Raw genomic sequence first — 20831 nt, 5'->3', positions numbered from 1 at the left:
TGCGCCGTGCGGCCGGTGTTACGCATAGACCGCGCAACACCGCCGGCCGTTCCGCCTTGCCTGATGGGATCGGCGTCAGACTTCTCTGGTCAGCGCCTTGAAGTCAATCCACTGGTCGAACTGCTCGTTGGTGACGTGGCCCGAATCGATGGCCGCTTCGCGCAGCGACAGGTTCTTCTTGACCGCCAGCTTGGCGATCTCGGCAGCCTTGTCATAGCCGATATGCGGATTCAGCGCGGTCACCGACATCAGCGAGCGCTCCAGCAGTTCCTGGATGCGGGCACGGTCGGGCTCCACGCCTTCCACCATGTGCTCGGCAAAGCTGGCGGCCGCGTCGGCCAGCAGTGTCACAGACTGCAACAGGCTGTAGATGATGACCGGCTTGTACGCGTTCAGCTCCAGCGTGCCCAGGCTGTTTGCCAGCGTGACCGTGGTGTGGTTGCCGATCACGCGGCAACAGACCATGGCCAGTGCCTCGGCCTGGGTCGGATTGACCTTGCCGGGCATGATCGATGATCCCGGCTCGTTGGCCGGCAACTGCAGTTCGGCAAAGCCTGCGCGTGGGCCCGAGCCCAGCAGCATGAAATCGCGGGCGATCTTCAGGAACGACGACGCCGTGGTATTGAGCGCGCCCGACAGGTCGGCCAGCGCATCGTGCGCGGCCTGCAACGCGTAGCGGTTCGGCGCCGGTTCGAACGGCAGGCCGGTATAGCCGGCCAGTGCCCGCGCGAAGGCGGCGGCAAAGCCTTGCGGTGCGTTCAGGCCCGTCCCCACGGCCGTACCGCCCTGGGGCACCGGCATCGCGCGCAGCATGGCCTGCTGCAGGCGCGACTGGGCATCGCCCACCTGCGTCATGTAGCCGGAAAATTCCTGGCCCAGCGTCAGCGGCACCGCATCCTGCAGATGGGTGCGGCCAACCTTGACGATATCCGAGAAGGCTTCCACCTTCTTTGCGAAGGTCTGTTGCAGTTTCTCCAGCGACGGCAACAGTGTCTGCTGAATGGCGCGAGTGGCGGCGATATGCATCGCCGTCGGAAAACTGTCGTTCGACGACTGGCTGGCGTTGACGTGATCGTTGGGGTGTACCGGCTTCTTGCTGCCCACCTCGCCGCCCAGCATCTGGATGGCGCGATTCGAGATGACCTCGTTGAGGTTCATGTTGGTCTGCGTGCCGGAACCGGTCTGCCAGACAGACAGCGGGAATTCGGCCGGCCACTTGCCGGCGATCACTTCCTCGGCGGCCTTTTCGATGGCGTCGGCCACGTCCGGCTTGAGCACGCCCAGTTCGCGGTTGGCGCGCGCGGCGCACAGTTTCAGGACCGCGAATGCCTCGATCAGCGCCGGCGGCATCTTTTCACTGCCAATACGAAAATTCTGACGTGACCTTTCGGTCTGGGCACCCCAGAGATGATCGGCGGGGACGGCGACGTCTCCCAGGCTGTCTTTCTCGATGCGGGTGGCGGTGGACTTCTCGGACATGGACTGACTCCTTCAGGAAAGAGATCACAGCTGAATCTGAGCAGACCTAGAGGATAGCCGTCCGGTGGCATATGCGTCGCATAGCCCTGCCGCCGGCGTGTGCTTGCAAGCGCGGCCGGCGGCGGTTGCCTGGCGAAATGCCCGTGTCGATCTATGGTGCGATCAGCGCGGGCGAGGGGGTCAGGCGGTCATCTTCAGGCACATTTCCATACAGGTGGTGCACGCCTTGGCACATTCCTGGCAGTGCCAATGGTCGTGCCGCTCGCATTCCTCGGCGCACCACTTGCACACTTCGGCACAGTCTTCGCAGACCAGCGGTGCAAACTCGCTGTTGCGCAGCATGTACGACGCGGCCAGGTTGGCAATGCCGGCGCAGTCCATGTCCAGCGCGATACAGCGGGTCATCTTCTTCGTGTCGGGCTCTTCCAGGCACGCCGCGGCACACTTCAGGCAAGCCGCAGCGGCGGCATTGCATGCGGCGATGCAGTCGGCGTAACGGTTGAAGTTTTCCTGCACGGTGGGTCGAATCATCGGTGTCCTCCTAAGGGGATAAGGGGTAGGCAACCGTTATCCACAATAGCAGGCGGGCCGCGACCATGCCGGCTCGCGGGCTGCTGCACCGCGTTCATGGCCTCGTCGTCCGACTGTTCTACAATGGCCGCCACTGCAGCGATTCTGTGACGTTCATGGTTGTCCAGAAAAATGAAGGATGACCGACGAAGCGCGCAGAAGGCAGTGATTGACACAATCCGCCAGTGGAAAGGACAGCATCATGGGTGAGGCAAAACGGCGGGGTACGCCCGAGGAACGGGCGCAGCAGGCACAGGCGCGCATCGATGCGCTGCGGCCCGCACAGCTGGTCTGCGGGTCTTGCAAGACCGCATTTACCAATTTCGACGCCATCCCCGCTCCGGGGCTGCGTGGCATCGACGCCGTGTTCGGCGGCCAGTGTCCGAACTGCGGCAACGACGTGGTGGTGTTCAAGGGCGAATCGAAGGCCGTGGCCGAAGCCATGCTGGCCTACGAGCGCATGATGGGCGAGAACGCCAAGCTCGGTTACCAGTCGGCGGATGGCCGCCATGTACCGTTCGACGCCGACGCGCCGCTGGCGTCGGATGCGTCCGACGAATCGACCAAGCACTGACCGGGCACTGCCGCCTGCCGGCGTGGCGGCTTTCAGCGCCGAAAGTCGTCACTCACCTGCGCTGGCAGCCGGTCAGGCCGCCACTTCCAGCAATTCCGCCGGGCCGATCTCGTAGCGGCCCCGGCCCAGCGCCTTTGCGCGATACAGCAGCACGTCGGCCATGCGCATCAGCGCTTCCTCGCTGAGCGGCGTGCCGCGATACAGCGCCACACCGATGCTGACATCCACATCGGTCACCACCCCATCGAAATAGAACTGCCGGCCCACCGATTCCAGGATGGCTTCGGCCACGCGCCGCGCCCCCGCCGGGGTTTGGATGTCGGGCAGGATTACCGCGAATTCGTCGCCGCCAAGGCGGGCCACGTGGTCCTGGTTGCGTACGCAGCGGCGCAGCCGCAGTGCAAAGGACTGCAGCAGCAGATCGCCGGTGGCGTGACCGTGGATGTCGTTTACGGCCTTGAAACGGTCCATGTCCAGGTAGAGCAGCGCCATCAGCTGATCCTCGCTCCGGCTCAGGGCCATGGCGTCGCGCAGATGCGCCTCGAACGCGCCGCGATTCTGCAACTGGGTCAGGTGATCGGTGCGCGACAGATGGGACAGCCGCTGGTTTTCCAGCTTGCGCTGGGTGATGTCCAGCACGTGGATATGCACGCCCACCACCTGCTTGCCGTCCTCGCTCCATTCGGGGCGATAACTGGTTTCCATCCAGTGGTGATGCGGAAACACGTACTCGCCCTCGAAGCTGACCACGCTGCCCGCCAGCGCCTGCTGCAGGTGCGGGCGGGCGCGCAGGTACCGCTCCTCGCCCAGCAGTTCGCGTACGGTCATGCCGCGGATCTGCTCGACCGGCAGCCCGAACGCACTTTCATAGGCCGCGTTGTTGAAGACGTAGCGCTCGTCGTTGTCGATAAAGGCCAGCAGCGCGGGCAGGGTATCGGTCACGGCGCGCAGCCGGCGCTCGCTGCGTGCCAGCTGCTGTCCGCGCTGGCGCACGTCGCGCATCAGGCGGATGAACGCCCGCGTGACATCGCCGATCTCGTCGCGCTGCGGCCGCTGTGGCAGCCGTTCGAAGGCGTCCACGTCGCTGGCGCTGTCGCGTACCACCTGGTGCAGCCGCGACAACGGTGTCAGCAGCCTGCGTACCGCCAGCCAGATCAGCAGGGCCACCACGGCCAGGACGATGCCGGACATCATCAGGAAGCGCCGCTGCAACTGCCGCAGCGGTGTGTAGGCTTCGCGCGCCGGCAGCACGGCCACCAGTTCCCAGCCCGTGGTGGCCATCAGCCGCCGGGCGATCACGGGACGCGTGGGGGCCAGGAATTCCAGCGGTGCCGCATTGTCGTCGACACCGCAGGTATTGCCGACGGCGCTGGCTGGCTGGTGGGCCTGCGCGGGGTCGGGATGCTGGATATACACCGGCGCCGCGCCGGCCGACACCAGGCAGTAGAACCCGGTGATCCCCAGCCGGCTATGGCCGATTTCCACCAGGAAGTTTGGATGCCCGAGGTTGAGCCAGCCGGCGACCAGGCCCAGGAACGTGCCCGATGGCGACAGGATCGGCACCGCCAGCAGCGCACCCATCGAGCCGTCGATACGTGCCCGCAACGGGGCCGCCACCACCACGTTGCGGGTGCGGGCGGCTTCGCGAAAATAGACGCGGTCGCTGACATCGGCCGGGGCGGCGCCCTCCATGTTGAGCAGGGTGCCGTTGGCGTCGGCCACCAGGACCGAATCGAATGCCTCGGGCACCGGTACCGTGCGTGTCACGATCTCCTTGAGCCGGTTGCGCAGCGCCTCGGGCGGCATGCCGTGCGTGGCGGCCATCGGCCCGCTCAGTTGCGGCGCCAGGTGGGTCAGCATCACGATGCGGTCTTCCATGGCCGTATCGAGCTGGTCTACCGACAGCTTGACGATCGAGTCCTGCTGGTTCTGCAGCACATCCTGAAGGTCGCGGTGCGCGTAGTAGAGCGAACCGAGCACGATGCCGCTGCCCAGCACGGCGGCAAGCACCGTGGTGATCAGCGCAATGCGCGCCTTGAGCGATGGCAGGAATCGGGGCATGGGTCCAGTTGCGATGCCGGCATGGAAAGGCGGTGAGCCTGAAGGCAGGGCGGCTGAAGCCTGGCGTCCGAAAGGTCTTCCGGCGCGCCTGCACTTTCCAATGCAAGGGTATGACAAGGCAGCCGAAGGTATCACGGCTCACCCGTTTGAGGCAGCCCGGGCAACCCGGGGTTTGACAGGCCTGGAGCCCGGCGCCAGGCGCCCTTCAGGCACGGCGGCTCGCATGTGTGTGTGCCGCCACTGTGCGGGCGTAAGTGGGCGGGTTATAGTGCGGCGGTCAATGTTGCGTAATGTATGCCCGAGCCCGGCATGCCGGGCACCATGCGAATCTACGCCCGACCCAATTCCGCCCCATTCCATTCATGAAATCGCGCCTGCTGTCTCCCGTCGTGCTCTCGCTGCTGGTCACCGCAGGGGGGGCGCTGCTGACGGCGGGGGCATGGCACGTCGCCACCGGCCTGGAGCGCCGGGTGGCCGAGCAGGACGTGGGTACGATGCTGGGGCGCACCGCCGATGCGCTGACCGACCGCCTGCAGGAAAACGAACGCCTGCTGCGTGGTGCCGCTGCCCTGATAGCCGCCAATGACCACACTACACGGGCGCAGTGGCGCAATTACCTCTATTCGGCCCAACTCGACGAATTGCCGACCGGCACGCAGTCCATCGGCTATGCCCCGCTCGTGCCGCAGGCGCGTCTGCCGGGCGTCGTGGCGGGTGTCCATGCCGATGGTGTGAGCGACTTCGAGGTCTATCCGCCGGGCGAGCGGGCCCAATACGCCCCGATTCTCTACAACGAGCCGCCGAGCGGCCGCAACTCGCGCGCGCTGGGCTTCGACCTGCTTAGCGATCCGGCGCGCCGTGCGGCGCTGGAGGCGGCGCGCGACAGCGGCCAGCCCCGGCTGACCCAGGGCCTGGACCTGATCCGCGAAGTGGAAGCCCAGGCACCGCAGCGCGGCGCGTTGCTCTATGCGCCGGTGTTTCCGGCGGGTGTGCCGTCCGCCACCACCGCCGAACGCCGCGAGGCGCTGTCCGGCGTGGTGTACGTCTCGTTGCGGCTGGGCGACCTGATGCGCGGCGTAAGCGGTGGCGTATCGGGCGATCTGGTGCTGACGCTGTTCGAAGGGTCTACCAGCGCCGCCGGTAGCCTGTTGTCGGGCGGTGCACCGGAGGCCGAACGCCGCGACGACCACCGCAAGCCGATGATCGAGGCCGAGCGGCAAATCGAATTCGGCGGCCGTACCTGGACGCTTCGCGCCGCTACGCGGCCCGGCTTCGAAGCCACGCACGCCGGCCGCTACGGCCTGCGCGTGCTGGCACTGGGCGCGTTGGCTACGTGGCTGATGGCATGGCTGGCGTTCCGCCTGGCGCGGGAACGGCACGATGCCCGCCGGCAGGCCTCGCTTGCCGGGCAGGCGGGCAGCGCGGTGGCGGCCGGGCTGCGCGAAAGCCTGGCGCGCGCCGAGCAAAGCGCCGCCACGGCCAGCCTGCGCTATGCACGCCTGCTGGACCACGCGCCGTTCTGTGTCATCACGTTCGATGCCTACGGCATGATCACGGGCATCAATCGCGCTGGACAGCGCATGCTGTGGTATGCCGAAGCCGAACTCGTCGGCCGCATGCCCTACGCCAGCCTGCACGATGCCGACGAGGTGGCCGCGCATGCGCGTGAACTGTCGGGCGAGATCGGCGAGACCGTCGAGCCGGGGCTGCCGGCGCTGGTCGCCAAGGCGCGCCTGGGCGTGACCGATGGCCGCGACTGGACCTACCTGCGCAAGGGCGGCTCGCGGCTGCCCGTGCACCTGACGGTAACGGCCCTGGCCGATGGCAGCACCGAAGGCGGCTTCCTGGTGATTGCGCACGACCTGACCGAACGCCGGCGCGTGGACGAGTACATCCGGCACCTGGCCCAGCACGATGCGCTGACCGGCCTGCCCAACCGCACCGAACTGAACGCGCGCACGGAGACTGTACTGGCCGACGCGCGCCGCCATGGTCATCGCGTGGCGCTGCTGCTGCTGGACCTGGACCACTTCAAACACATCAACGAAACGCTGGGGCATCCGGTGGGCGACGACGTGCTGCGCACCATTGCCGACCGCATTCGCGGCGCGGTGCGCCCGCGCGATGTGGTGGCCCGCATGGGCGGCGATGAATTCGCCGTGGTGCTGGGCGGCTTGCGCCACGACAGCGAAGCCGAGCTGGCCGCGGCCAAGATCCTGGCGCGGGTATCGGAAGACCTGCAGATCGCGGGCCAGTCGCTGCGCGTGACGCCGTCGCTGGGCATGGCTGTCTATCCCGATGACGGCGATACGCTGACCAACCTGATGAAGTCGGCCGATTCGGCGATGTACGCTGCCAAGCAGGACGGCCGCGCGCAGTTGCGCCGCTTTGCCACCGAGATGGCGCAGGCATCGCTGGCCCGCTTCACCATCGAGGCGCTGCTGCGCCGCGCGCTGGCCGAGCAGGAATTCCGGCTGCGCTACCAGCCCATCGTCGATGTCGCCACGCTGGCCGTGGTGGGCGTGGAGGCCCTGATCGCGTGGGAAACGCCCGAACGTGGCCCGATGCGTCCCGCCGAGTTCATTCCCGTGGCCGAGCAGTGCGGCCTGATCGGCGCGCTGGGCGCTTGGACGCTGGCTACGGCCTGCCGCGAGATCCAGTCGCTGCGCCGCGAACTGGGCCTCGACATCGACGTGGCCGTCAATATCTCGCCACTGCAGCTGCGGCAGGCGAATTTTCCGGAAACCGTGGCGCAGTGCCTGCAGGCCGCCGACCTGCCGGCGGGCAGCCTGACGATCGAAGTCACCGAGGGCATCCTGGTGGATGGCGGCGAGAAGACGGTCGAGACGTTCCGCCGGGTGCGGCAGCTTGGCGTGGGGGTGTCGATCGACGACTTCGGTACCGGCTATTCGGGCCTGGGCTATCTGACGCGCCTGCCGATCAGCAAGCTGAAAATCGACAAATCGTTTGTCGATGATCTTGCCATGCCGGGGCACGACCGCGCCGTGGCCGCCGCGATCATCGCGCTGGGCCACCAGCTGCACCTGCAGGTGGTGGCGGAGGGTGTCGAATCGAAGGCGCAGTTCGATTTCCTGCGCGGCGAAGGCTGCGATGCGGTGCAGGGCTTCCTGTTCTGCCAGCCCGTGGGGCTCGATGCGCTGCGCCAGATTCTGCTGGGCGGCAAAGGGTTTGCCGACGCCGCGTGAACTTTCCGTGTCAGCGTCATCGCGGCCGCCGCGCCGCGCGTTCAATCGGCTCGCTTGCGGCCAAAAGCCCGGTCACCTCGGGGCATTGCGCGCCGCGAATTCGCCAATAATGCGCCAACAAGGTTTTCCATGGGCAAGGGGCGGGCACGGCAGGACCATCACAGCTCGCCAGCCATGAGGAGGGGTCGCCATGATGAGAAAGACGCTGGGCAGGATCGTTGCCATGGGTCGCGCACTGACACGCCGCATGCCGCGCCGCGCACGGCTTGAGCGCTTCGAGATGCAACGCATGGCACCGGCGGAGCGCCGGCATCTGTGGTTGTCGTTCGTGTGGTGCGTGGCGCTGCTGGGCTGACACGCCGGCAAACTGCGCAGCAGACCGCGGCCTGATTTCCGGCTTCCGGGCAGTACGGCACGCAGGAATGCTCACGCAGAAACGGGTACGCTTTGGCAAAAAAGAAACCCGGCGGGCGCCTGGGCGCGCGGCCGGGTTTCGTACGAGCGGGGGCGCTCAGGAATTCGTGGTGACAATGGCCGGCTCGCCGACCCCGGTGGGATTGTGCAGGCGGCGGTACAGGTCGTCGATGCGCGACCGGCTGCTCGCCAGTTCTTCGCGGCCCTGTTCGGTCAGCAGGTAGACACGCCCGATGCCGTCGCGCAGGACACTTTCGAGATAGCCTTCCATCTGCAGCGCGCGCAGCAGAGGTCGGACGGTGCCGATGTCCACCTGGAATCCGTATTCCATGAGCATTTCTGCAAGCATGGCCACGGTGGCGGGCACCTCCATGGCGAATTGCATGACGTAGACGCGGGCTAGCAAGCCGAGGAACTGTCGTTTCATGTGGCAGGCAACGCAAAACCAGGGGTGGCGGTTGACGCGAGAATGCAACGTGAACGAAGCTGCCCATCCCCTCGCACGCCTCGTAGCCTTACGATACGTGATTCTCGACAGCAGAAAAAAAAGAAGCCGCCAGGATTGCCTGGCGGCTTGTCGGGAATGCGTCGGAGGGGTCAATTAACTCTGGCGCAGGGCAGATTTTAATGGAACTGAATACGCGATGTCACGCGCTGTGGTAATGCCCCCTACGTCGGGGGGGTGACTTCGTAAGGCTTTCGAAAGCGATATTGCAGCAGAGATGCAACATACGCCGGTTTTGCCCCGTTTTTGGGCGTCAATTGACCGGTTTTTCGCCACCTCGTCGTACACGCACTCCGTGGCGCATGTCCGCTTCCAGCCAGCCATGGGCGTGGATTTGCGCTGAAATGACGGTCATGAACCCATGCCGAAATCGCGCCAGAACGATGCAAAGTGCCGCATTTGTCGCATTACCGCAACGGTTTGTCGCCTCTGAACCCAATCATTGCCTGAACTGAACTGATGAAGCCCGCCGACCTGTTTCGTCTCCTGCTGCTTTCCGCCATCTGGGGAGCCAGTTTCCTGTTTATCCGGATTGCAGCGCCTGTGCTCGGGCCGCTGCCGACCGCGTTCTTCCGTGTGCTGATTGGTGCCGTGACGCTGGCGGCGTGCCTGCCCATGCTTGGCCTGAAATGGGACATGCAAGGCAAGGGGCCTGCCGTGGTCATGCTGGGCATCATCAACTCCGGTATCCCGTTTGTGATGTATTCGATTGCTGCGCTGTGGTTGCCGGCCGGTTACTCGGCCATCTTCAACGCCATGACGCCGCTGATGGGCGTGGTCATCGGCTCGCTGTTCTTTGCCGAACGGCTAACGCGCGCCAAGGCGGCCGGGGTGCTGCTGGGCCTGGGTGGGGTGGCGGTGCTGACCCGCACCGGGCCGGTGGTCTTCTCGCACGATGTATTGCTGGGGGCGCTGGCGTGTCTGGTCGCCACATCGTGTTATGGCCTGGCGGGGTTTCTGACACGCCGCTGGATCACGGCGCGCGGCGGGCTCGACAGCCGGCTGGTGGCGGGCGGCAGCCTGGTCGGTGCCACGCTGTTCCTGTTGCCGTTCAGCGCGGCGGCGCTGATCCACGAAAACACGCTGCCTGCCGCCGGGGTTGGCGTCTGGGCGGGCATGCTGGGCCTGGGCATGTTCTGCACCGCCATTGCCTACGTGCTGTATTTCAGGCTGATCGCCGACCTTGGCCCCGTGCGGTCGCTGACCGTCACGTTCCTGATTCCGCCATTCGGCATCGTCTGGGGCTGGATGTTCCTGGGCGAGACGCTGTCGTGGGCGCACGCGGCCGGCATGTTGCTGATCGGTGCGGCGGTCTGGCTGGTGCTGCGACCTGCCACGCCGGCGCCTGCGCCGGCCGTGGCCCGGTCATGATGGGCAGAGAGCAGACAGGCCGCGATCAGCGGCGGTAGTAGCCGCGGTCGTCGCCGCGGTAATGGTCGTCACCGCGGTAATGGTCATCGCCACGATAGTGGTCGGGCCCGCGGCCATGGTCGTGCCACGCCTGATATTGGCGTCGGTCGTACCAGCGGCGGCCATCCCAGTAACGGTCGTTATGCCAGCCGATCACCACGGCGGGCGCCGGAGCTACGACTACGGGCGGGGCCGGACGATATACCACCGGCGGCGGGGGCGGCGGCGCCACGTAGACGGGCTGGGGCTGGACATAGACCGGGGCCGGGGCAACCACAACCGGGGCCGGCGCAATGGGCACGCCAAGGTTCACGTCGACATCGACGCGCGCCATGGCAGCGGTGGAAGTGGTCAGCGCGGCGGCGCCGGCAACGAGAAGGGAGAGGTACAGGGGGCGCTTTTTCATCGTAATCACCAGTGGGTGAGGTGCTATGGCTCCACTCTACCCATCTGGCGTATTACCGATTGCACGCCTTTGTAACGACACTTGGTGTTTGTGTAAGAAACGTCCGCGCTACTTCCGGATGATGCCGGTGGCGTTTTCGACATCCGACTCCTGGCAGGCCGGGCACAGTCCATAGAGCACCAGCATGTGCTCGCGCAGGACAAAGTCGTTCTGCGCGGCTACCTGCTTCTGCCGCTGTTCGATGCCTTCGTCGCTGAACTCCTCCACCAGGCCGCAACTGATGCAGATCAGGTGGTCGTGATGGCCGCCCTCGTTGAGTTCGAATACGGCATGGTCCGATTCGAAGCTGTGGCGCAGCAGGATATTGGCCTGCACCAGCTGGTTCAGCACGCGATAGACGGTGGACAGTCCCGCATCGACATCGAGGTCGAGCAGGATCCTGTAGACGTCTTCCGCGCTCAGATGGCGACGATCGCTGTTGCGGAACGCTTCCAGCACGTGCATGCGCGGCGACGTGGCTTTCAGGCCTGCGCGCTTGAGAGGTACGGCTTCGGAGTTGACGGTGGAAGTAGTCATGCGGCGGCTCGCGCCCAAAAGGGGCGCACGGTTAGGACTCCAGGTGGTGAACCGGCGGCGGAAAGCGGTACCGGCGCCATTGGCCGGCCAACCTTCCGCCGGATCGTAGCGGAAGCAGGCGGGAAGCGTCGGATCGATCACGTTGTGTCGCTCCGGACGGCGCGCTGTGCCTGCGTGGCGCGCGGAATAAAAAGGTGGCCTGGCTTGCTTCAGGATGACGCGATCGGGAAAACGGGGTCTGGATGTTTTCCCGATCTTCCTGGAGCTGGCTACTACCAAACGCTCCGTGTGTCGGAGCGGTCCCCACAAAAGACGGTATCGGGCGCCGTATCGATCAGCATCGCTACCACGCCCAGCAATCTGTTCCTGCTGTTCCTGCTGTGCCTGTCCGGTTTCGGCAGTGCCGTGCGTCAGACAGTGGTTGGATAGTAAATGGGAATCGATCTCATTTCAAGGAATATTTTTGTCCCTGCCCGCGAAAGAGGTTTCGACATGAAGACCGAACAGGCATTGGCGGCCATCCGCCAGCAGATCGACGCACGCGACTGGCCCGGCATTGGCCGCGATCTTGACGCCTACGGCTGCGCGGCGATCCGCGCGCTGATTTCGCCCGCGATGTGCGACGCATTGGCCGCGCTCTATCCGCAGGACGCGCTGTACCGCTCGCGCATCGATATGCGCCGGCATGGCTTTGGCCGTGGCGAGTACAAGTATTTCGCCTATCCCTTGCCCGATGTCGTTGCAGCGCTGCGCACCGCGCTCTATCCGCACCTGGCGCCGATTGCCAACCGCTGGAACGCGACGATGGGCATCGACGCCGATTACCCGGCCGCGCACGCCGACTATCTGGCCCGTTGCCATCGCGCCGGCCAGTCGCGTCCGACGCCGCTGCTGCTGCAGTACGAGGCCGGCGACTACAACTGCCTGCACCAGGACCTGTATGGCGAACACGTGTTTCCGCTGCAGGTGGCGATTCTGCTATCTGAACCCGGCAAGGACTTTACCGGCGGCGAATTCGTGATGACCGAGCAGCGGCCGCGCATGCAGTCGCGGGCCGAAGTGGTGTCGCTGGGCAAGGGCGATGCCGTGGTGTTTGCCGTGAGCCAGCGGCCGGTGCAGGGCACGCGAGGCAGTTACCGGGTGAACCTGCGCCATGGCGTGAGCCGCCTGCACGGCGGCCATCGGCAGACCCTGGGGATCATCTTCCACGACGCCGCCTGACCGCGGCGTACCTGCTACGCGGTCACCCGCACACCTGGCGCGCCCGCGTGCATCGCGCCCACCACCGCAGCGTGTCCGAATCCCTCCTTGCGGAAGATGCCCATCACCGCGTCGACTGCATCGGGCGCGCACGCCACCAGCAAGCCGCCACTGGTCTGCGGGTCGGTCAGCAGCGCCTGCTGGACGTGCGTGACGCCGGTATCCAGCGTGACGTCATGGCCGTAGCTGGCCCAGTTGCGCCGCGACGCCCCTGTGACCGCGCCCCCTTCCGCCAGCGCGGCCACGCCAGGCAGCAGCGGCACGCGCGCCATGTCGATGGTGGCGCCCAGCCCGCTGCCACGGCACACCTCCAGCAGATGGCCGAGCAGGCCGAAGCCGGTCACGTCGGTGATGGCGTGGACGCCGTCCAGTTCGCCCAGCGCCTTGCCGGGGGTGTTGAGCTGCGTGGTGCTGGCGATCATCTGCCGATAGCCGTAGTCGTCGAGCAGTTCCTTCTTGATCGCGGCCGAGTACACGCCGACGCCCAGCGGCTTGCCCAGCACCAGCACGTCACCGGCCAGCGCGTCGCGATTGCGGCGGATGCGGTCGGGATGCACCAGGCCCATCACCACCAGTCCGTAGATCGGTTCCACGGAATCGATCGAATGGCCGCCGGCAATCGGGATACCCGCTTCGGCGCAGATCGATTCGCCGCCTTCCAGGATCTTGCCGATGGTCTCCGGCGACAGCTTGTCGACAGGCATGCCCACCAGCGCCAGCGCCATGATCGGCGTGCCGCCCATGGCGTAGACGTCCGAAATGGCATTGGTGGCCGCGATGCGCCCGAAGTCGTATGGGTCGTCGACCACGGGCATGAAGAAGTCCGTGGTGGCAACCAGCGCCTGCGTGTCGTTGAGCCGGTACACCGCTGCGTCGTCGCTGGTCTCGATGCCGACCAGCAGCCCCGGTGGCGCCGGAAAATGCCGGGTGTTGCGCAGGATGTCGCCGAGCACGCCCGGGGCGATCTTGCACCCGCACCCGCCGCCGTGCGCCAGCGACGTCAGGCGGACTTCGCCACCGTTGTGTTCGATCGATGCCGTCATCACGCCACCCTCCGCGACGCGATGCGATAGCCGAATGCCGCCGGGTCCAGGCTGTCCAGCGTACCCGTCGCGGTCTTCGCCTGCGGGTACATCAGGAACGGCACGGGCGCCAGGCCGCTGCCGGGCAGGCGCACGTCGTGACCATGGTTGTAGGCCACCCAGTTGCCTTCCCAGGCGCCGAACAGCATGGCGCGGGCGGCCCGGACCTTGCCGTCCGTCATCGGCAGGCCACCCGGCACTTCTTCGAGCGCGACCTTGCGGACATCGCCCGGATCGGCAGGAATCCATCCATAGCCGGCGGCGTAGAATTCGGCGCGGCAATGCTGGGCCCTGGAGATATCGCCCGCCTTGCCCAGCGCGCGGAAACCGCGTTGCGAATCGTCGACGCGGATGCCATACGCATCGCGCGCCGGGATTCCGGCCGCGCGGGACAGTGCCACGAACAGGCCGTTGATGTCCGCGCACTTGCCGTTCATGACGCCGCCGGTCTTCAGCATCGTCACCACGTCGCCAGTGCCGCAGCCGCGCACGCTGGCATCGCGGCATGTATGGTCGACCACCCACTGGTAGATGGCCTGCGCACGGCTCACGTCATCGGTCAGCCCCGCGGTAATGGCCAGCGCGGTCTCGCGCACGATGCCATCGGTGGGCATCAGCTGCGTGGGCCGCCGGTATTCGGCCAGCGTGGCGGCCGATTCCGCCGATCGTGCCGCGCCGCGCGACGGCGCCGCGCCAAGATCGATATCGCGGTCGCGCAGCGCCACGGTGCTGGTGACCCGTGCCGACAGCGGCGCGCCGTGCGTGGCGGTGGGCCAGTCGATGACCAGCATGTCCACACCGTAGCGCCCTGCGCGTGCTGCACGGGCCCGCGCACCGGGTGCGATCCATTCGCTCGTTACGGTGCGCTGGTAGTCGCCCAGCTGCGTGGCCGTGACGGGCAGCCAGACCGTGGCGGGGGCCGATGCCGCGGGCAAGTGCACTTCGGTGGTCAGTTCGTAGACGCGCCAGCCGGCGCTGGATGGATAGGGATCGGAGGGGGCGGCGGGGGTGGCGGAGTGCGCCGGGCCGAACCCTGCGCCAATCGAAACCGGTACTGCGGCACCCAGCCGCAGGAATGCGCGTCTGTCCATGATGATTCCTCTGGATGAGAAGTTCGAGACTCGAAACATGCCCAACCGCTGCTTATGCATGGTAGGTCATGCGCATGGCAACAGGGAAATCGAAGGGAGATGGCGGAAAGCAGCAGGAGTCGAACCTACCTGGGAACGTCTGGCGCCCCCAACCGGGTTTGAAGCCCGGCCGCATCACCGGATACGGATGCCTTCCCTTGCGCGGTCTATGACGGCGCTGGCCGGGCAGGCGTGGCCAGTGGTCGCCATTCACTATCGGGGCGTAGCATGCGCGCATTGCCCACGCGGCGAGTGTATCCCGCGCGGTCGAAGAACTCCAGAATCTGGATCGTGCGTTTGCGCCCCAGCCCCACGGCATCGCGAAACGCGATGACTTCCACATGCCCCTGCGCGGCGGCCATGGTGCCGAACAGCTGCGCCAGTGTTTCGATGTTGGCTTCGGCATAGAACAGGTCGCGTACCACTTGGTGCAACGTGCCCTGGCGTGCCAGCTTGCGCAGCACCTGGCGAACCTGTTCCTCGGGGGCGTGCAGTGCCACTGCGTGCTCGCGCACCCAGGGGGGATCGAAGCCGCCGGCCGCCACGCGCGGCAGCAGTTGCGCGGTCAACGCCTGTTCTGCATCGGTGAAGTTGATGGCATGGCCCGGTAGCCGCAGCCAGCCACCGTGGCGTTCCACGACCTGCTGCTGCAGGAGCGTGTCGAGCAGGGCGGACCACAGCGCATCGGGGATAGGCGCGCCGGCAAATGCCACGCGGCGCAGCGATCCGGCGCCCAGGCCGGGCTCGTCGGGCATGCGCGCATGAAAGGCCGTCAGCGTATCGAGAACGCCGGTACGCAACGCGTCGAGATAGCGCGACAGGATCAGCGTCTCGCCGATGCGCAGCACATCGGCCGGCAGCGCCAACGTGCCGGCCGGCAGGCCGGTCAGGCGCACCAGCCGGTCCTCGGCCACGCCGTGCGGCGCGCTGTCCAGCAGCGGCTGGATGCCGCCGCCATCCAGCATCCGTTCCACGGCCTGCAGCCAGCCAAGACGTCCGGGCACGCGCCGGTGCCGTTCGGGGGCCACGTTGTCCAGCACCACGCCCCCGCCCACCGTCTGCGTGGCCTGCGGGTTGCGCAGGATAAAGCGGTCGCCGGCCACCGCGCAGACTGGTACGCCGAACACGAGCTGGGCCAGCGCGGTGCCGCCCGGCTCCAGCGTCTCGCAATCGAGCAACACGGCATTCGCCATGCGATGCGCGGCACCCAGGTGCACGTGCAGCGGCGACCAATGGCCGATCCGCAGGCCGGCGCCCGGATGCAGCGTCAGCCGGACATCGATGCGCGTGACCGGCGCCATCAGCGCGGGATCGACAATCCAGTCGCCGCGATGGATATCGGCCTTGTCGACGCCGGCCAGGTTCAGCGCGCAGCGCTGGCCCGCCACGCCGGCTTCGGCCGGCCGGTTCTGCGCGTGGATGCTGCGCACGCGTGCGGGCAGGCCCGAGGGCGCCACCTGCATCACGTCGCCCACGGCCACGCGGCCTCCGAACACGGTGCCGGTGACGACGGTGCCATGGCCACCCAGCGTGAACACGCGGTCCACCGCCAGCCGGAACAGGCCGCCGGCGCCGTGTGCGGGCGTATGCCGGGCGGTGTCCTGCAGCCACGTACGAAGCGCCGCCACGCCCGGATCGGCATCGTCGGTGGCGTTGAGCGCGAACACGTCTGCCCCTTCGTAGGGGGTGCCGGACAGCAGCGCCTCGATCTCGCCGCGCACGCTGGCAAGTTGCGTGGCGTCGGCGCGGTCGGCCTTGGTCAGCGCCACCACGGCGCGCGGCACGCCCAGGCGCTCGACGATGGTCAGGTGCTCGCGCGTCTGCGGCATGACACCGTCGTCGGCGGCCACCACCAGCAATGCCAGGTCGATGCCGCTGGCCCCGGCAGCCATCGTATGAATCAGCCGTTCGTGACCGGGCACGTCGATATAGCCCAGCACATCGCCATCGGGCAGCGGCGTGTAGGCATACCCCAGCTCGATGGAGATGCCGCGCGCCTTCTCTTCCTTGAGCCGGTCGGTGTCCACGCCGGTCAGCGCGCGCACCAGCGTGGTCTTGCCGTGGTCGATATGTCCGGCTGTGCCGACGATCATGAGCGCATCGCCTCCGCCAGCAAGGGCCACTGGGCCGCGAATGCGGCTTCGTCGCCGGCTTCCAGGCAACGCAGGTCCAGCCACAATGCGTCCTCGCTGACGCGGCCGATCACGGGGCACGGCAGCGCGCGCAGGGCGGCTTCCAGTTGCTGCAGGCGCCGGCCGGTACGCTTGCCGGCGTCGCGCGGGCCGATCACCAGTCCGAAGCTGTTCAGTTGCCCGCCGGGCATCGCGCCACTGCCGATCTGGCTGACCATCGGCACGGCGGCCACCTGCCAGCTATCGCCAAGCGGTGCCTGAAGCACGGGCAGCAGCCGTTCGGCCAGCGCGGCCATGTCGCCGGCAGGCCGCGTCAGCAGGCGCAGCGTGGGCAGGGACTGCGCCAGCGTGTCCGGATCGCGATACAGCCGCAACACCGGCTCCAGCGCGGCCAGCGTCAGCTTGCCCACGCGCAGCGCACGCTTGAGCGGGTTCTTCTTGATCCTGGCGATCAGGTCGGCGCGTCCCACGATCAGGCCGGCCTGCGGGCCGCCCAGCAGCTTGTCGCCGCTGAACGTGACCAGGTCCGCGCCCGCGGCGATGGTCTCGCGCACCGTGGTCTCGCGCGGCAGGCCCCATTGCGTGAGGTCGCTCAGCGTGCCGCTGCCCAGGTCCACCACCACCGGCAGGCCCAGCGGCTGCGCGATCCGCGCCACTTCGGCCACCTCCACGCTGCGCGTGAAGCCGGTGATCTCGTAGTTGCTGCAATGCACCTTCATCAGCAGCGCCGTGCGTGCGCCGATGGCGTTGACGTAGTCGTGAGGATGCGTGCGATTGGTCGTCCCGATCTCCACCAGCTTGGCGCCGGCACGCTGCATGACATCGGGGATACGGAACGCGCCGCCGATTTCCACGAGTTCGCCGCGCGAGACCACCACTTCGCGCCGCTGCGCCAGCGTGTTGAGCATCAGCAGTACTGCCGCCGCGTTGTTGTTGACCACCGTGGCGGCCTGCGCGCCGGTCAGTTCGCACAGCAGGTCGTCGACCAGGTCGTCGCGGTCGCCACGGCCGCCGGTATCCAGATCGAATTCGAGATTGGCCGGCGTGGTCATGGCCCGCACCACGGCCTGCACTGCGCTGTCGGGCAGCAGCGCGCGGCCCAGGTTGGTATGCAAGACCGTGCCGGTCAGGTTGAAGACGGCGCGCAGGCGTGGCTGGGCGTCGCGCGCCAGTTGCGTTGCCAGCGCCGTGCATAGGGCGTCGTCGCCAATGGCCTGGCGCGTAAGCTGGCCGGCCACGGCCTCGGTGCGCAGCGTGTCGAGCAGGCGGCGCAGGGCGCTGGTGGCTGGCACGCGGCCGTAGCGGTCCAGCAAGGGCTGCAGGCCAGGCAGCCGGAGCACGCGGTCGACCGAAGGAATATCTGCGGGGCGGGCGGGCATCGACACGCTGTCGTTCATCCGCGGACCTCCGCCACCTCCACGCCGCCGTCGCCGTCGCCGTCGTCGTCGTCGGCCAGCCAAAGCAGCGGGTTGCCGTTGGCACGGCCGTAGCCGGCCTCGCCCATCATCACGTCGAGCGCCAGCGAGCCCAGGTCGTCGGCCAGTGGCTCGACCATCGGGTCTTTTTCCATGTAGGCGATCTTGCGATAGTGGTGGCACTGGTCGCAGGTCTCGGCCTTGAGGGCGTCACCCTGGCCTTCCACGGTGTAGTAGCTGATGCCCTCGGTGGTTTCGCAATGACTGCACTTGACGCGCACCATGTGCCATTCGGTGGCACACAGGCCGCAATGCAGGTAGCGCAGCCCCTGGTAGCGCCCACCAATGCGCACGATGCTCGCCACCGGCGGCGTGCCGCAGACCGGGCAGACCGTGTGGACGTCCAGCATTGGCAAGTCCTTCTCGTGCAGCTGGCTCGCCAGTACGGTGCGATCCAGCTGCAGCGCGGCCATCAGCAGCGGCGCGGTGGCGGTGTCGATGGGGGTGTCACTGGCATGGCCCAGTCCCAGCAGCGCCTGCATGGCATTGGCCAGCGCGCCGGAAGGCATCGCTCGCAAGGCGGCCAGCGGGGTCGCAAGTTCGGGCGTGGTGGCGGCCAGCCGGGCGAACAGTGCGGTGGCGGCCCGTGGAGCGCCGGCATCCTGTGCGGGCAGCAGCGGCATGCAGTGCTCGCCCGCGCGGGCGATGGCTTCGGGCGAAAGTGGTGCGATGTCGAGAGACTGGGCCACCACATGCTGCGCTTCGGCCACGGCGGCCATCAGCAGCAGGTAGGGTCCGATCGGGTTGCCGGGCGCCAGCTGGCGCAGCCGTTGCGCCCGCGCGGCGAATACTTCCGCGCGGTCGGGCAGACGCACACGCGCGATGGCGATGTGGTCGATCGATTCGATTTCCGCCGGCTCCAGAATGCGCTGCACCATCAGTCGTCATCCCCTGGCAGTCCGGCTTGTCTGGCGTATCGGCTTACGCCACCGGCCCGCTATTTGTCGCCCGGCCGGAAATTCTCCCGGAACCAGGCGCGATGATGTTTCCACGCCCAGCCAGGCGTGACCGTTCCGCGCGTCATGGCCTGCACGGAACCCTTGACCCATACGGCTGCATAGATGTGGACAATGATGCCGCAAATCAGCGCGAAGGCGCAAACGGCATGCACCACCGACGCCACCCGCAGGGCCCAGATCGGGAAGAAGGCCGAGAAATAGGTACGCCAGATGACGATGCCGCTCAGCAGCAGCAGCACCAGGCAGGCCACCATCAGGAAGAACAGCAGCTTCTGGCCCGCGTTGTAGCGGCCCACGTCGGGCAGGTTTTCCTCGTGGTTGGTCAGCACCTCGCGCCCGTGGCGCAGCCATTCGCGGTCGCTCCGGGTCATCAGGTTGTGATGCCAGAACTTCACCGCCAGGATCAGGAAGGCCACGAACATCACCACGCCCAGGAACGGGTGCAGGATGCGTGTCCAGGTGCCGCCGCCGAACAGCGCGCTCATCCAGAACATCGACGGATGAAACAGTGCCAGGCCGGACAGCGCCAGCAGCACGAACGTCAGGGCAACGATCCAGTGGTTGGTGCGTTCGCCCGCGCTGTAGCGGCGGATGGTTGCCTCGCGGCGCTTATCGATTCTCATCGCGGACCTCCTCGGGTGGCACCACTTCGTCCGGCGTGCCGCGCGGCCTGGGATTGTCGTGGTCCCAGCGCACGATCTCGTCCTCGGCGGCCGCCTCGTCCTCGGGGCCGGTCTCGTTCGGGCCCACGCGGATGTAGTGGAAGAATCCGGCCAGCGCGGCGATGGCCATCCCGGCTACCGCCAGCGGCTTGGCAAGGCCCTTCCACAGGCTGACCAGCGGGCTGATATGCGGATCGTCCGGCAGCCCGTGGTACAGGCTCGGATGGTCGGCATGGTGCAGCACATACATCACGTGGGTGCCCGACACGCCGGCCGGGTTGTACAGGCCAGCCTTCTCGAAGCCGCGCGACTTCAGGTCGACGATGCGTTCCTCGGCATGATTGATCATGTCGGTCTTGGTGCCGAACACGATGGCGCCAGTGGGGCAGGTCTTCACACAGGCCGGCTCCTGGCCCACGGCCACGCGATCCGAGCACAAGGTGCATTTGTAGGCCTTGTGGTCCTGCTTGGAGATACGGGGGATGTTGAACGGGCAACCGGTGATGCAATAGCCGCAGCCGATGCAGTTTTCCTCGTGGAAGTCGACGATGCCGTTCGCGTACTGCACGATGGCGCCCGGCGACGGGCAGGCCTTCAGGCAGCCGGGGTCCTCGCAGTGCATGCAGCCGTCCTTGCGGATCAGCCATTCGAGGTTGCCGTTGGGGTTCTCGTATTCGGAAAACCGCATCAGCGTCCACGTATGCTCGTCCAGGTCGGCCGGATTGTCGTAGACGCCCACGTTGGTACCCACATCGCCGCGCAGGTCGTTCCACTCCATGCAGGCGGCCTGGCACGCCTTGCAGCCGATGCACTTGGTGGTATCGATCAGCTTTGCCACGCTGCCGGTCACCGGCTCGCGCACGCTGGGCGAGGGCGTGGTGGTGGCCGACCGGCGCACGATATCCAGAGACTGTAGTGCCATGTCGGTCT

General features: G+C 67.0%; 18 protein-coding genes and 1 tRNA gene. 5 read left to right on the top strand and 14 right to left on the bottom strand.

What is annotated here, in order from left to right; genetic code table 11:
- Positions 1–75 precede the first annotated feature (75 nt).
- Entirely contained in the window at positions 76–1479 is a 1404-nt protein-coding gene (fumC, locus tag ACOABP_RS23680; RefSeq protein WP_066740595.1) for a class II fumarate hydratase, read from the bottom strand.
- A 180-nt stretch (positions 1480–1659) separates the two neighbouring features.
- Positions 1660–2010 carry a four-helix bundle copper-binding protein gene (locus ACOABP_RS23675; protein ID WP_066740597.1) on the bottom strand — a complete coding sequence of 117 codons (351 nt, stop codon included), beginning with the start codon at positions 2008–2010 and terminating at the stop codon, positions 1660–1662.
- 241 nt (positions 2011–2251) lie between these two features.
- On the opposite strand from ACOABP_RS23675, the gene ACOABP_RS23670 reads away from it, so the two are divergent.
- Complete coding sequence (locus ACOABP_RS23670) at positions 2252–2623, top strand: hypothetical protein (protein WP_066740600.1); 372 nt, start codon at positions 2252–2254, stop codon at positions 2621–2623.
- 72 nt (positions 2624–2695) lie between these two features.
- On the opposite strand, the gene ACOABP_RS23665 is transcribed toward ACOABP_RS23670, so the two are convergent.
- Positions 2696–4684: a sensor domain-containing diguanylate cyclase gene (locus ACOABP_RS23665; protein ID WP_474228071.1), complete on the bottom strand. Its 1989-nt coding sequence runs from the start codon at positions 4682–4684 to the stop codon at positions 2696–2698.
- 362 nt (positions 4685–5046) lie between these two features.
- On the opposite strand from ACOABP_RS23665, the gene ACOABP_RS23660 reads away from it, so the two are divergent.
- Both ACOABP_RS23660 and ACOABP_RS23655 read left to right on the top strand, forming a co-directional pair.
- Complete coding sequence (locus tag ACOABP_RS23660) at positions 5047–7890, top strand: bifunctional diguanylate cyclase/phosphodiesterase (protein WP_474228070.1); 2844 nt, start codon at positions 5047–5049, stop codon at positions 7888–7890.
- Positions 7891–8080: 190 nt separating this feature from the next.
- Positions 8081–8245, top strand: coding sequence for a hypothetical protein (locus ACOABP_RS23655; RefSeq protein ID WP_474228069.1), 165 nt, complete (start codon positions 8081–8083; stop codon positions 8243–8245).
- A 156-nt stretch (positions 8246–8401) separates the two neighbouring features.
- Here ACOABP_RS23655 and ACOABP_RS23650 read toward each other — a convergent pair whose 3' ends face one another.
- Positions 8402–8731, bottom strand: a complete 330-nt coding sequence (locus tag ACOABP_RS23650) for a PadR family transcriptional regulator (RefSeq protein ID WP_066740604.1) — start codon at positions 8729–8731, stop codon at positions 8402–8404.
- A gap of 537 nt (positions 8732–9268) precedes the next feature.
- Here ACOABP_RS23650 and ACOABP_RS23645 point away from each other — a divergent pair.
- Positions 9269–10180: a DMT family transporter gene (locus ACOABP_RS23645; RefSeq protein WP_474228068.1), complete on the top strand. Its 912-nt coding sequence runs from the start codon at positions 9269–9271 to the stop codon at positions 10178–10180.
- Between the two features lie 25 nt (positions 10181–10205).
- On the opposite strand, the gene ACOABP_RS23640 is transcribed toward ACOABP_RS23645, so the two are convergent.
- Together ACOABP_RS23640 and fur are read right to left on the bottom strand one after the other, a co-directional pair.
- Positions 10206–10625, bottom strand: a complete 420-nt coding sequence (locus ACOABP_RS23640; RefSeq protein ID WP_474228067.1) for a hypothetical protein — start codon at positions 10623–10625, stop codon at positions 10206–10208.
- 108 nt (positions 10626–10733) lie between these two features.
- The gene (fur, locus tag ACOABP_RS23635) at positions 10734–11201 is read right to left on the bottom strand and encodes a ferric iron uptake transcriptional regulator (RefSeq protein WP_474228066.1); all 468 of its coding nucleotides are present in this window, start codon (positions 11199–11201) and stop codon (positions 10734–10736) included.
- Positions 11202–11693: 492 nt separating this feature from the next.
- Here fur and ACOABP_RS23630 point away from each other — a divergent pair, with 492 nt between their 5' ends.
- Positions 11694–12422, top strand: coding sequence for a 2OG-Fe(II) oxygenase (locus ACOABP_RS23630; RefSeq protein ID WP_474228065.1), 729 nt, complete (start codon positions 11694–11696; stop codon positions 12420–12422).
- Between the two features lie 14 nt (positions 12423–12436).
- Here the strand turns inward: ACOABP_RS23630 and selD are convergent, their stop codons facing one another.
- The 8 genes from selD to fdxH form a co-directional block, all read right to left on the bottom strand.
- The gene (gene selD, locus ACOABP_RS23625) at positions 12437–13504 is read right to left on the bottom strand and encodes a selenide, water dikinase SelD (RefSeq protein ID WP_474228064.1); all 1068 of its coding nucleotides are present in this window, start codon (positions 13502–13504) and stop codon (positions 12437–12439) included.
- Positions 13504–14634, bottom strand: a complete 1131-nt coding sequence (locus ACOABP_RS23620; protein ID WP_474228063.1) for a transglutaminase-like domain-containing protein — start codon at positions 14632–14634, stop codon at positions 13504–13506. The genes selD and ACOABP_RS23620 overlap by 1 nt, the downstream gene beginning before the upstream one ends.
- A 100-nt stretch (positions 14635–14734) precedes the next feature.
- Positions 14735–14830: transfer RNA gene (locus tag ACOABP_RS23615), tRNA-Sec, on the bottom strand.
- A 10-nt stretch (positions 14831–14840) separates the two neighbouring features.
- Positions 14841–16766, bottom strand: a complete 1926-nt coding sequence (selB, locus tag ACOABP_RS23610; protein ID WP_474228062.1) for a selenocysteine-specific translation elongation factor — start codon at positions 16764–16766, stop codon at positions 14841–14843.
- Positions 16763–18202, bottom strand: coding sequence for an L-seryl-tRNA(Sec) selenium transferase (gene selA, locus ACOABP_RS23605; protein WP_474228061.1), 1440 nt, complete (start codon positions 18200–18202; stop codon positions 16763–16765). Before selA ends, selB begins: the two co-directional genes overlap by 4 nt.
- Entirely contained in the window at positions 18199–19158 is a 960-nt protein-coding gene (fdhE, locus tag ACOABP_RS23600) for a formate dehydrogenase accessory protein FdhE (protein WP_474228060.1), read from the bottom strand. Before fdhE ends, selA begins: the two co-directional genes overlap by 4 nt.
- A 59-nt stretch (positions 19159–19217) precedes the next feature.
- Entirely contained in the window at positions 19218–19862 is a 645-nt protein-coding gene (locus ACOABP_RS23595; protein WP_474228059.1) for a formate dehydrogenase subunit gamma, read from the bottom strand.
- Positions 19849–20823: a formate dehydrogenase subunit beta gene (fdxH, locus tag ACOABP_RS23590; protein WP_474228058.1), complete on the bottom strand. Its 975-nt coding sequence runs from the start codon at positions 20821–20823 to the stop codon at positions 19849–19851. The genes ACOABP_RS23595 and fdxH overlap by 14 nt, the downstream gene beginning before the upstream one ends.
- Between the last annotated feature and the right edge of the window lie 8 nt (positions 20824–20831).

This window comes from Cupriavidus sp. HE11 (genome assembly GCF_056097175.1).
The sequence above is the reverse complement of the archived record's forward strand: the minus strand, read 5'-3'. Positions and strand labels throughout refer to the sequence as shown.